This window comes from Methylobacterium sp. 77 (genome assembly GCF_000372825.1).
Lineage (GTDB): Bacteria > Pseudomonadota > Alphaproteobacteria > Rhizobiales > Beijerinckiaceae > Methylobacterium.
Window position 1 is genome coordinate 4036851 of the sequence record NZ_KB910516.1, and the last position, 12542, is coordinate 4049392.

Consider the following 12542-nt stretch of genomic DNA (forward strand, 5'->3'; position numbering starts at 1 on the left):
GGGCGACACGACCATGCGCATCCGATGCCCCCATTGCGGCCCCCGCGACAACGGCGAATTCAGCTATCTCGGCGACGCCGCGCCGGTCCGGCCCGACGGCATGGAGGCGGAGCCGTCCGCCATGCACGACTACGTCTACCTGCGCGACAACCCGGCCGGGGCGCATCGCGAGCTCTGGTATCACGGCGCCGGCTGCCGCGCCTGGCTCGTGGTGAGCCGGGACACGCGGACCCACGCGATCACCGAGGTGGTGCCCGCCCGCGACGTCGCCAAAGCCCGCGCCGCCACGCCTGCCGGGAGCGCGTCCGATGCTTGATCGCACACCGAACGTCCCTCCCTCCCACGCAGAGGGGGGAGAGCTTGTGGGGTCCCAGCCCTTCCGCACCGCCTCCGGCGGCCTAATCGATCGCCGCCGCGCCTGCGACTTCACCTTCGACGGGCGGCGCCTCTCGGGGCTCCACGGCGACACCCTCGCCTCGGCGCTCCTCGCCAACGGCGTGCGGCTGGTCGGGCGCTCGTTCAAATACCACCGGCCCCGCGGCATCCTCTCGGCGGGCTCCGAGGAGCCGAACGCGCTGGTCGAGCTGCGCTCCGGCGCGCGGCGCGAGCCCAACACCCGCGCAACCGTGGCCGAGCTCTACGAGGGGTTGGAGGCGACGAGCCAGAATCGCTGGCCCTCGCTTGCGGTCGATGCGCTCTCGGTCAACGCGCTGCTCTCGCCCGTCTTCGCGGCGGGGTTCTACTACAAGACCTTCATGTGGCCGGCCGCTCTGTGGGAAAAGCTCTACGAGCCGCTGATCCGCCGCGCCGCCGGTCTCGGGCGCGCCGCCGACGCCCCGGATCCCGACACCTACGACAAGGCCTTCGCCTTCTGCGACGTCCTCGTCATCGGCGCCGGCCCCGCCGGCCTCTCGGCGGCGCTGGCGGCGGGCCGCTCGGGTGCCCGCGTCATCCTCGTCGACGAAGACTCTTGCCTGGGCGGCCGGCTGCTGGCCGAGCGGCGCGAGATCGACGGGCTGACCGGTTCCGAATGGGTTGCCCGGGCGGTCGCCGAACTGGCCGGCATGCCCGAGGTGCGGCTCCTCAATCGGACCACCCTGTTCGGGGTCTACGACCATGGCGCCTATGGCGCCGTCGAGCGCGTCAGCGATCATCTCGCTGTCCCCGCCGCCCATGCGCCGCGCCAGCGCTCGTGGCGGATCACGGCGAAACACGCCATCCTGGCGGCCGGCGCCATCGAGCGCCCCCACGTCTTCGGCGGCAACGACCGGCCCGGCGTGATGCTGGCCGGCGCCGTGCGCACCTATCTCAACCGCTACGGTGTTCTGCCGGGGCGGAACGTGGCGATCTTCACCTCGGGCGACGACGGCTGGCGCACCGTGGCCGACATCGTCGCGGCCGGCGGGCAGGTGGCGGCGGTGATCGATTCTCGTTCATCGGTGCCGGCCGACCTGCGCCGGGCCGCCGAGGCCTCCGGCGCGCGAGTGATCTGCGACGGATACGTCACCGGTACGAAGGGGCATCTCGGCCTCAAGGCGATCGAGGTGGTGGACAGCTATGGCAGCCGCCAGACCATAGCCTGCGATTGCCTCGCCATGGCCAATGGCTGGAACCCGATCGTCCATCTCGATTCCCACCTCTCGCGGCGCCCGGTCTGGAACGAGGAGATCCACGCCTTCGTCCCCGGCACGCTGCCCTCCGGCATGGTGGCCGTCGGGGCGGCGGCCGGGGCGTTCACGCTGGATTCCTGCCTGGAGACCGGCAGCCGTGCCGGCATGGAGGCGGCGAATGCATGCGGCTTCGCGGCGACGAGTCCCGACCTCCCGAAGACCGATCCCGAGAGCGTCGCCCACACGCCGCTCTGGCGGGTGCCGAAATCGAAGGGCAAGGCCTTCGTCGATTTCCAGAACGACGTTGCGGTCTCCGATGTGGAACTCGCCCATCGCGAGGGGTTCCGCGCGGTGGAGCTGCTGAAGCGCTACACCACCCTCGGCATGGCGACCGACCAGGGCAAGACCTCGAACCTCGCCGGCCTCGGCATCATGGCCGAGCTCACCGGCCAGCCGATCGCGAGCGTCGGCACCACGATGTTCCGGCCGCCCTTCACCCCCGTCGCCATAGGCGCCTTCGCCGGGCATCACCGCGGCAAGGATTTCCGTCCGACCCGGCACGTCCCCTCCCATGCCTGGTGCCAGGAGCAGGGTGCTGTCTTCGTCGAGACCGGCCTGTGGCTCCGCCCGGCCTATTTCCCGAAGACCGGCGAGACCGACTGGCTGGAGACGGTCAGCCGCGAGGTGAACACCGTGCGTGCCCATGTCGGCCTCTGCGACGTGACCACTCTGGGCAAGATCGACATCCAGGGCCGGGACGCCCTCGCCCTCATCGAGCGGGTCTGCGCCAATCCGTTCGGCACGCTGCCCGTCGGCAAGGCCCGCTACGCCATCCTCCTGCGCGAAGACGGCTTCGTCATGGATGACGGCACCGTCGCACGGATGGGCGAGACCCATTTCGTGATGACGGCCTCCACGGCGAATGCCGCCAAGGTCATGCAACATCTCGAATTCTGCCATCAATGGCTGTGGCCGGAACTCGACGTGCAGATGGTCTCGGTCAGCGAGCAATGGGCGCAATACTCGGTCGCCGGCCCGCGTGCCCGCGACACGTTGCGGGGCATCGTCGATCCCGGTTTCGACCTGTCGAACGAGGCATTTCCGTTCCTGGCCTGCGCCGAGATCACCGTCGGCGGGGGCATCCCCGCGCGGCTGTTTCGCATCTCGTTCTCGGGCGAACTCGCCTACGAACTCGCCGTCCCGGCGGCCTATGGCGACGCCGCCTGGCGGGCGGTCATGACGGCAGGGTCCGCCCACGGCATCACCGCCTACGGCTCTGAGGCGCTTTCGGTGATGCGCATCGAGAAGGGCCATGCCGCCGGCGCCGAGATCAACGGCCAGACCACGGCGCGCGACATCGGCCTCGGCGGCATGCTCGCCAAGAAGAAAGATTATATCGGCCGATTGATGAAGGAGCGCCCGGCCCTCGTCGATCCCGAGCGGCCGGTTCTCGTCGGCTTCCGCCCGGTCGATGCGAGCCAGCGCCTGCGCGCGGGCGCGCGCTTCCTCGCCATCGGTGCCGCGCCGAGCCTCGCGGCCGACGAGGGCACCATGACCTCGGTGGCCTATTCGCCGAGCCTCGGCCACTGGATCGGGCTCGGGCTGATCCGGCGCGGCCCCGAGCGGCATGGGGAACGCGTGCGCGCCTACGATCCGGTGCGCGACGGGGATATCGAGGTCGAGATCTGCTCGCCGGTCTTCGTCGACCCGAACGAGGAGAAGCTGCGTGTCTGACGGCATCGAGACGACATGGCGCCCGAGGAGCGCCTGGGCCGGGATCGCATCGATCGTGCGGCATGGACGTCCGGGCAGCGAGCCCGGACTCACCCTGACCCTGCGCGAGGAATTCGGGCTCGCCACCCTGATCGCGGCCAAGGGCCGGACCGACGCCCTTCGGCAGGTGCTCGAAGACCTTTACGGCTGGTCATTGCCCGACTTCGGCGCAGCCAGCCTGACGGACGAGCAAGGATTGGTCTGGTCCGGCCCGGATCAATGGCTCGCCCTGTTCGGAACCCGCCGAGCGATGGCCGGCCTCGCGCAGGCCGTGCGGGGCCTCGCCGCCGTCACCGACCAGAGCGATGCGCGCGCGATCATCCGCGTGTCCGGGCGCGATGCCCGAGCGTTCCTCGCGAAGGGCCTCGCGATCGACCTTCATCCCCGTGCGTTTCAGCCGGGGCAGGTCGCTGTCACCAGTCTTGCCCATATGGGCGCTCAGCTCTGGCAGCGTGACGCAACTCCTACCTACGATCTGGCGGTGGCACGCAGCTCTGCCGGCAGCGTCTGGTCGTGGCTGAGCCATGCCGCCGATGAGTTCGGCTAGGAGGTTCGCGGCTCGGCGCTCTAAGAGTGGACGACCGGTCTCGTTCCGTCGGAAATGCGGGGCGCATCCGAGACCCGGATCGCTCAGCCGCGCGGGTAAATGATGACGGAGAGGTAGGTCATCGGCGTCTTGATCAATTTGGCCGGCCCGTGGGACGCTGCCGAATCGAACAGGAGCGAGTCTCCGGGCTGAAGCGTGTAGTCCTGCTTGTCATGGCGATAGACGACTTCGCCGGTCAGCATATAAATGAACTCGGTCCCGGCATGACGAAACCCCGTATAGGATTCGGCATCGTTCTCGAGTGTGATGAGATACGGTTCGACGACGATCTCGCCTCGCAGGCCCGCCCCGAGAAGTTCGTAGAGATGGCCGACTTTCGTGCCGCGCCGCTCGATGAGGACGCCCTGCCCACGCTTGACGAAAGAGCAATCGCGGCTTTCCTCGAAAGCCGAGAACAGCACGGTGATCGGAACGTTCAACGCTTTCGCGACGGCGTTGATCGACGACAGCGACGGCGAAATCTGCCCGTTCTCCATCTTGGAGATCATGCCAGGCGAAATCCCGGCCGCGGTTCCGAGATCGACCACCGAAAGATCTCGCTCGCGGCGCAGGTGCCGGATCTGGTGGCCCAATGCCCGCTCGAGGCTCCGCTCCTGATCCGCTGGGGCATTGGAGGCGGTATTCAGCGTCGTATCCAAACCATCTCCTCGCGACGGCGGTCGTTCAAAAGCGCGTCCGATACTCCGACCTGAGCCGAATTCGACACGCGTATACGTTGATCTCTGGTGCGCCCGATCCTGGCCGAGGTCGGACGTGAAAGGATTGCGGGCCGCCTTCGGGATGGTCTGCTCTCTTCGCCGACGAAGACGGTCCGCGAAGGCGAAGTCTAGGACTTCGAGCCATGGCTGACTACGTGGAAAGGCAGGCCTCCACGCCTCTGCGCACGGTTCGTTTCAAGTGCGACATACCATCGACCGGCTCCCGCCGACCCGAGGGATTTTCTTTTCAAGAAATAATTTTTCCTGAGATTGACCATGCTGGGTGATTGTGCGACCTCTCCTTCCAAGGGCCGGGTCGTCATGGGGACCGAGTATGTGCGGTATTGTCGGGTTGTTTCTGAAAAACCCTGATCTGGAGCCGCGATTAGGGGCTCTTTTGTCGACGATGCTTGAGACGATGACTGGTAGAGGCCCCGACAGTGCGGGCTTCGCCATCTACGGCGCGGACGCTTCGGGCGTGAAACTGACCCTGCGCGGTCCCGACAGGGCATCTCTCTCCGATGCGGTGTCCCGGCTGGAGGGTCGCCTGGGGCGCAGCTTCGAGGCGGTGGCGCGCGATACCCACACGGTGATCGACGCTCCGGCGGAATCCGAGGCTGCGATCCGCGACTTTCTCGCTGCCGAGGCGCCGGGCATCGATGTGGTCAGCGCGGGCCGGCGCATGGAGATCTACAAGGAGGTCGGGTTGCCGGCCGCCGTGGCCGCGCGTTTCGATCTCGCCGGCATGACCGGCACCCACGGTATCGGCCATACCCGCATGGCCACAGAGAGCGCCGTGACCACCAATGGCGCCCACCCGTTCTCCACCGGCACAGACGAGTGCCTGGTCCATAACGGCTCGCTCTCGAACCACAACGACATGCGCCGCCGCCTCGAGCGCGAGGGGCTGACCTTCGCCACCAAGAACGACACAGAAGTCGCCGCCGGCTACTTGAGCTGGCGGATGCGCGAGGGCGCATCGCTGAAGCAGGCCCTGGAATCGAGTCTGTCGGATCTCGACGGCTTCTTCACCTTCGTGGTCGGCACGGAGACCGGCTTCGCCGTCGTGCGCGATCCCATAGCCTGCAAGCCCGCCGTGATGGCCGAGACCGATGATTACGTGGCGTTCGGTTCCGAGTACCGGGCCCTCGTGGCTCTACCAGGGATCGCCTCCGCCCGCGTGTTCGAGCCCGAGCCCGCCACGGTCTACGCCTGGGAGCGTCACTGATGCCGGCCTACGATCTCAACCAGGCGCCGTTGCGCGGGCTCAACCGGGCGCTGCACGCGCTGCGCCCGGACACCAACGAGACCCACTGGACCATCACCGGCCCGGATGGTCGCCACGCCATCGCGGTGGGACTGGATGCGCCCCTCTCCGTCGAGGTCGAGGGCAATGTCGGCTATTACTGCGCCGGCATGAACAAGCTCGCCAGTGTCGTGATCAACGGCAATGCGGGCGTGGGCGTCGCAGAGAACATGATGTCGGGCTTCGTCCATGTTCGCGGCGATGCCAGCCAGTCGGCCGGAGCCACGGCGCATGGCGGTCTCCTCGTGGTCGACGGCAATGCGGGGGCGCGCTGCGGCATCTCGATGAAGGGCATCGACATCGTCGTGAAGGGCTCGGTCGGCCACATGTCGGCCTTCATGGCCCAGGCCGGCACTCTGACCGCGCTCGGCGATGCCGGCGAGGCGCTCGGAGATTCCCTCTATGAGGCGCGGCTCTACGTGCGGGGCTCGGTCAGGAGCCTGGGCGCCGACTGCATCGAGAAGGAGATGCGCGACGAGCACCGTGAGCAGCTCTACGCCAAGCTCCAGGCCGCCGGTCTCGCCGGCGAAGTCAGCCCGTCGGAGTTCCGGCGCTACGGCTCGGCTCGCCGCCTCTACCATTTCAACGTCGACAACGCCGGAGCCTACTGATGGCCGAGACTCCCAAGGATGCGCGTCCCCTGCCGCGCACCAGTCCGCGCTTCTCGGCGACCTTCACCCCCGACGTGATGTCGGAGATCCGCCGGGCCGCCGCCACCGGCATCTACGACATCCGGGGGGCGGGGGCGAAGCGCAAGCTGCCGCATTTCGACGACCTGCTCTTCCTCGGTGCCTCGATCAGCCGCTATCCTCTGGAGGGCTATCGCGAGCGCTGCGGCACGGAAGTGGTGCTGGGCGCGCGCTTCGCCTCGAAGCCGATCCATCTCAAGACGCCGATCACCATCGCGGGCATGAGCTTCGGTTCGCTCTCGGCCCAGGCCAAGGAGGCGCTCGGGCGCGGAGCGACGCTGGCCGGAACCTCGACCACCACCGGCGATGGCGGCATGACTCAGGAGGAGCGCGGGCATTCGCAGACGCTGGTCTATCAATACCTGCCCTCGCGCTACGGCATGAACCCGGACGACCTGCGCAAGGCCGACGCCATCGAGATCGTCATCGGCCAGGGCGCCAAGCCCGGTGGCGGCGGCATGCTGCTCGGCCAGAAGATCACCGAACGCGTCGCCGGCATGCGCTGCCTGCCCCCCGGCATCGACCAGCGCTCGGCCTGCCGTCACCCGGACTGGACCGGGCCGGACGATCTCGAGATCAAGATCGAGGAGTTGCGTGAGATCACCGATGGCGAGAAGCCGATCTACGTGAAGGTCGGTGCGTCGCGCCCCTATTACGATACCGCGCTCGCCGCCAAATCCGGCGCCGACGTGGTGGTGCTCGACGGCATGCAGGGCGGCACGGCCGCGACGCAGGACGTGTTCATCGAGCATGTCGGCATTCCGATCCTGGCGGCGATCCGCCCCGCGGTGCAGGCGCTGCAGGATCTCGGTCTGCACCGGAAGGTGCAGCTCGTGGTCTCGGGCGGCATCCGCTCGGGGGCCGATGTGGCCAAGGCCCTGGCGCTCGGCGCCGATGCCGTCGCCATCGGCACGGCGGCCCTGATCGCGCTGGGCGACAACGATCCGCGCTGGGAGGAAGAGTATCAGGCCCTCGGCACCACCGCCGGCGCCTACGACGATTGGCACGAGGGCAAAGACCCCGCGGGCATCACGACGCAGGATCCCGAACTGGCCAAGCGCCTCGACCCGATCCTGGCCGGACGGCGCCTCGCCAATTACCTCGCCGTGATGACGCTGGAAGCGCAGACCATCGCGCGCGCCTGCGGCAAGAGCCACCTGCACAATCTCGAACCCGAGGACCTCGTGGCGCTCACCATCGAGGCCGCCGCCATGGCGCAGGTGCCGATGGCCGGGACCGGCTGGATTCCGGGCAAGACCGGTTTTTGACCGTCACGAAGGCCGTCCCATGGAGCGGTCTTCTGCTCGACAGCACGACGCAACGCAGGGTGACGCCATGAACCAGGATCTCGAAACCGTCGCGAGAGAGCGCGGGATCAAGTATTTCCTCGTGTCCTATACGGATCTCTTCGGCACGCAGCGCGCCAAGCTCGTCCCGGCCGCCGCCATCGCCAGCACCTGCCGGAACGGCGCGGGCTTCGCCGGCTTCGCCACATGGCTCGACATGAGCCCGGCGGATGCCGACCTTCTGGCCGTGCCCGACCCGGAGGGCCTGATCCAGCTGCCCTGGAAGCCGGAAGTCGGCTGGCTGCCCGCCGATCTCGTCATGGGCGGAAAGCCCGTGGAGCAGGGGCCGCGCAACATCCTCAAGCGTCTCATCGCGGACGCGGCGCGGGACGGCCTTCAGATGAAGACCGGTGTCGAGTGCGAATTCTTTCTGATCACGCCGGACGGGTCCGAACCCGCGGACATGGCCGACCGGCAGATGAAGCCGTGTTACGACCAATCCGCCCTGATGCGCCGCTACGACGTCATCACCGAGATCTGCGACGCGATGCTCGCTCTCGGCTGGAAGCCGTACCAGAACGACCATGAGGACGCGAACGGCCAGTTCGAGATGAACTGGGACTATGACGACGCCCTCGTCACCGCCGACCGGCACGCCTTCTTCAAGTACATGACCCGCTCGATCGCTGAGAAGCACGGGCTGCGGGCGACCTTCATGCCCAAGCCGTTCATGGACCTGACCGGCTCCGGCTGCCACGCCCACGTCTCGCTGTGGAAGGGCGACCGCAACGTCTTCGCCGACCCGTCGGACGAGATCGGGATGTCGCAGGAGGGCTACCACTTCATCGGCGGCCTGATCCATTCGGCCGATGCCCTGGCCGCCATCACCAATCCGTGCGTGAATTCCTACAAGCGCATCAATGCCCCGCGCACCACCTCCGGCGCGACCTGGGCCCCCAACACGGTGACCTATACGGGCAACAACCGCACGCACATGATCCGCATCCCCGATGACGGACGCTTCGAGTTCCGTCTCGCCGATGGCGCCGCGAACCCCTACCTGCTCCAGGCGGGCCTGCTCGCGGCCGGCCTCGACGGATTGCGTAACCGGCGAGATCCGGGCCAGCGCCTCGACATCAACATGTACACCGAAGGCCACACCGTCGAGGGCGTCAAGCGCCTGCCGCTCAACATGCTCGATGCCATGCGGGCGCTGGAGCGATCGGACGTTCTCGCCCAATCCCTCGGCAGCTTCGTCCCGAGCTACCTCAAGTTGAAGCTCGAGGAGTGGAACGCCTATTCGCGCCATCTCACCCAATGGGAGCGGGATACCACGCTCGATTGCTGAAACCCGGACTGCTCGAACCCCTCCCACGGGGCCGAACGTTGCGCTCGCCCAGCCGGCGCCGCCCAAACGCGAGAGTGTCGATCGCTTTGCGCAGCAGATCGGCGCCTCTGCTCGTCTCCATGAGCCCCGCGGTGTCATTGAGCCCCGCGGTGTTATCGCTCCGCTTCACATCGGACACGCGCATTCGAAGGACTCGGTCGTGACCCGGCGGTGCCAAGCCGTGACAGTCGAGCACTCCTTCGCGTCCTGATGGCAGGCGACAGGGCGTCTCCGCCCGGCTTCGACCACGATCGCGGTTGCAGAGTAGCCTGCGGAGCAACATATCGCACCCGGTTGCCGGTTCCGGGTTTTCGGCGCATGAACCGGCGGGACTCGGCTCGTCGGTCCGAAGAAGACGAATGCCGACAGGAAGCGCTCTGTGGACCACGACGATAGCAGCGCGGGCATCGAGGCAGACCGGCGTACGGCCCTCGCGCGCTACGGCATCCTCGACACCGAGACCGAGGCCGATTTCGACGACATCGTGAAGGCGGCGTCGGCAGCCTGCAATGTCCCAATCTCGCTGATCTCCCTGCTCGATGGAAACCGGCAGTGGTTCAAGGCCGAGACGGGGTTCGGCCAGCGGGAGACGCCGATCTCCTCCTCGATCTGCATGCATGCGGTCCGCGAGCAGGACCCCGTCTTCGTGATCCCCGATACGACACGTGACGAGCGAACCTCATCGAATCCCCTGGTTACCGGCGATTCGCACGTGCGCTTCTACGCTGGCGTGCCGCTGCTGACGGCGGAGGGCGTCCCTCTCGGGACACTCTGCGTCCTGGATACCAAGCCGAACAGCCTGACGCCGGCGCAGTCGCTCATCCTGCGGACGTTGGCCAAGCAGGTGATGACCCTGCTCGACCTGCGCCGCGCCCTTCAGGATCGGCGCGAAAGCGACCGGCTCAACAAGGCGATCCTGGAGAGCGCGGTCGATTACGGGATCATCTCCATGGACCTGTCCGGTCAGGTGACGAGCTGGAATACCGGCGCGGAACGCGTCCTCGGCTGGACCGAGGAAGAGATGCGCGGCGAGTATGCCCATGTCTTCTTCACGGAGGAGGATGTCGAAAACGGCCTTCCCGAGCAGGAGATGGGCACTGCGTTGATGCACGGCCGCGCCAGCGACGAACGCTGGCACAGGCGCAAGGACGGCTCCCTGTTCTGGGGCCTCGGCGAGATGATGCCGCTCATCAACGAGGACGATCGCCCGGAGGGATTCATCAAGATCTTGCGGGATCGCACGGAACAGCGCCTCGCCAGCCAGAAGCAGCACAACGACGCCGAGTTCATGCGCAGCGTCCTCGCCTCGTCCGCCGACTGCATCAAGGTTCTCGATCTCGACACGCGCGTGACCTTCATGAGCGAAGGCGGGATGCGCGTGATGGAAGTCAGCGACTTCAACGCGATCAAGGGCTGTCCCTGGCCGGATTTCTGGTGCGATCAGGGCAATGTCGACGCCCTGGCCGCCATCGCCGCTGCCAAGGCCGGGGGCACCGGCCATTTCCGGGGCCAAGCCAACACCATGGCGGGGAATGCCCGCTGGTGGGACGTCCAGGTCACACCGATCCTCGATACGGAAGGGCGTCCGGAGCGGCTGCTCTCGGTCTCCCGCGACATCACCATCCAGAAATCCGCCGAGCAGTTGATCAGCGCCAGCGAGATGCGCTGGCGGGGCTTGTTCACCAGCATGCAGGAAGGGTTCTTTCTCGGCGAACTCGTCCGCGATGCGGCGGGACGGGCCTTCGATTACCGGTTCCTGGAGATCAATCCGGCCTTCGCCCGGCAATCCGGCCTGCCGGAGGAGAGCGTCGGCCGGACCATCCGCGACTTCGTTCCCGACATCGAGCAAGAGCTCATCGATCGCTATGCGAGCGTCGTCGAGACCGGCGAGCCGAACCTGTTCGAGATCACGGTGCCGGGCCTCGGCAGAACCTTCGAGGTTCGCGCCGGCCATGAGAGCGACGAGCGGTTCAGCTGCCTCTTCCTCGACGTCACCGAACGCAAGCAGAGCGAGACCCGCCGCCTCGCCATCGCGGAGCTCGGTGACCGCCTGCGTCACCTGAGCGATCCGGTCGCGATTTCCTTCGCCGCGGCCGAGATCATGGGCCGGACCCTCGGCCTGTCCCATGCCGGCTACGGTGCCGTGGACCAGGAACGGGAGACCATTCTCGTCGGTCGGGGCTGGTCGGCCCCCGGTCTCGCCCGCATCGACGGACTTCATCAGTTCCGCGAATACGGCTCTTATATCGACGAGTTGAAGACCGGAATGGCCGTGCTGATCGAGGATGCCGCCTCGGACCTGCGCACGAGTCAGGATGCGGACTCGCTCACCTCCATCAGCATCCGGGCGCTCCTGAACCTGCCGGTGATGGAGCGCGAACGGTTCGTGGCCTTGTTCTACGCGGCGAAGGACGCCTCGCATGCCTGGACGGCGGAAGAGGTCAGTTTCGTCCGCAACGTCGCCGACCGGACACGCGCCGCGATCGCGCGGATCGAGGCGGAGGCGCAGCAGCGTGTGCTCAACCTCGAGCTCAGTCATCGCATGAAGAACATGCTGGCGATGGTGCAGTCGATCGCCACGCAGACCATGCGCAATGCCACCGATGTCGCCACGGCCAAGGACGTGCTGGCGGGTCGCCTGATCGCGCTGGGCAAGTCCCACGACCTGCTCCTCGGCGGGTCTCTCGGCGATACGCCCCTGAAGACACTGATCGAGAGTGCCCTGGAAGCCCACAAGGACAAGCCCGACCGGTTCTCCATTCGCGGGCCGGCCCTGAATGTGGGCGCCAAGGCCGCGATGTCGCTGGCCCTCATCCTCCACGAACTCGCGACCAACGCCGCGAAATATGGCGCGCTCTCCACTGACACCGGCGGCGTCGCCATCGTCTGGGATATTCGCGAGAGCCGAAGCGAAGGCACCGATCAGGTTCTGCTGCGCTGGGTCGAGGCTGGGGGACCACCCGTCGAGCCGCCGACCCGAACCGGCTTCGGCACGCGACTGATCGGGCGCGGCCTGGCGGGGAATTTCGGCGGAGAGGTTTCCCTCGATTATCGTACGTCCGGCGTGGTTTGCACGATCGAAGCCTCTCTGATGGGATTGCAGGCCGTGGATACGCCGCCCGACTTCCATTAGGGCGCCGCGCCGATCGCGGCCGGCCGCTTTTCGGAGGACGGCCGACGCATAAC

General features: G+C 67.2%; 9 protein-coding genes. 8 read left to right on the forward strand and 1 reads right to left on the reverse strand.

Translation table 11 applies throughout. The annotated features are described in order from the left end of the window. The first annotated feature begins 13 nt into the window (after positions 1-13). The 3 genes from A3OK_RS0119155 to A3OK_RS0119165 are packed head-to-tail and all read left to right on the forward strand — an operon-like array spanning position 14 to position 3930. Positions 14-316, forward strand: a complete 303-nt coding sequence (locus A3OK_RS0119155; RefSeq protein ID WP_019906513.1) for a sarcosine oxidase subunit delta — start codon at positions 14-16, stop codon at positions 314-316. Beyond that, complete coding sequence (locus A3OK_RS0119160; protein WP_245259386.1) at positions 309-3344, forward strand: sarcosine oxidase subunit alpha family protein; 3036 nt, start codon at positions 309-311, stop codon at positions 3342-3344. Before A3OK_RS0119155 ends, A3OK_RS0119160 begins: the two co-directional genes overlap by 8 nt. Continuing rightward, a complete protein-coding gene (locus A3OK_RS0119165; protein WP_019906515.1) occupies positions 3337-3930 on the forward strand; it encodes a sarcosine oxidase subunit gamma family protein in 594 nt (197 codons plus the stop codon). Before A3OK_RS0119160 ends, A3OK_RS0119165 begins: the two co-directional genes overlap by 8 nt. 83 nt (positions 3931-4013) lie before the next feature. Here the strand turns inward: A3OK_RS0119165 and A3OK_RS0119170 are convergent, their stop codons facing one another. Then, positions 4014-4628, reverse strand: a complete 615-nt coding sequence (locus tag A3OK_RS0119170) for an XRE family transcriptional regulator (protein WP_019906516.1) — start codon at positions 4626-4628, stop codon at positions 4014-4016. Between the two features lie 394 nt (positions 4629-5022). Here A3OK_RS0119170 and A3OK_RS0119175 point away from each other — a divergent pair, with 394 nt between their 5' ends. From A3OK_RS0119175 to A3OK_RS0119195, 5 genes are all read left to right on the forward strand, one after another. Then, positions 5023-5916 carry a glutamine amidotransferase family protein gene (locus A3OK_RS0119175; RefSeq protein ID WP_026597432.1) on the forward strand — a complete coding sequence of 298 codons (894 nt, stop codon included), beginning with the start codon at positions 5023-5025 and terminating at the stop codon, positions 5914-5916. Continuing rightward, positions 5916-6605, forward strand: coding sequence for a protein glxC (locus A3OK_RS0119180; RefSeq protein WP_019906518.1), 690 nt, complete (start codon positions 5916-5918; stop codon positions 6603-6605). Before A3OK_RS0119175 ends, A3OK_RS0119180 begins: the two co-directional genes overlap by 1 nt. Beyond that, positions 6605-7951, forward strand: a complete 1347-nt coding sequence (locus A3OK_RS0119185) for an FMN-binding glutamate synthase family protein (protein ID WP_019906519.1) — start codon at positions 6605-6607, stop codon at positions 7949-7951. Before A3OK_RS0119180 ends, A3OK_RS0119185 begins: the two co-directional genes overlap by 1 nt. 67 nt (positions 7952-8018) lie before the next feature. Beyond that, the gene (glnT, locus tag A3OK_RS0119190) at positions 8019-9317 is read left to right on the forward strand and encodes a type III glutamate--ammonia ligase (RefSeq protein WP_019906520.1); all 1299 of its coding nucleotides are present in this window, start codon (positions 8019-8021) and stop codon (positions 9315-9317) included. Between the two features lie 418 nt (positions 9318-9735). Beyond that, positions 9736-12489 carry a PAS domain-containing protein gene (locus tag A3OK_RS0119195; RefSeq protein ID WP_019906521.1) on the forward strand — a complete coding sequence of 918 codons (2754 nt, stop codon included), beginning with the start codon at positions 9736-9738 and terminating at the stop codon, positions 12487-12489. The last annotated feature ends 53 nt before the right edge of the window (positions 12490-12542 follow it).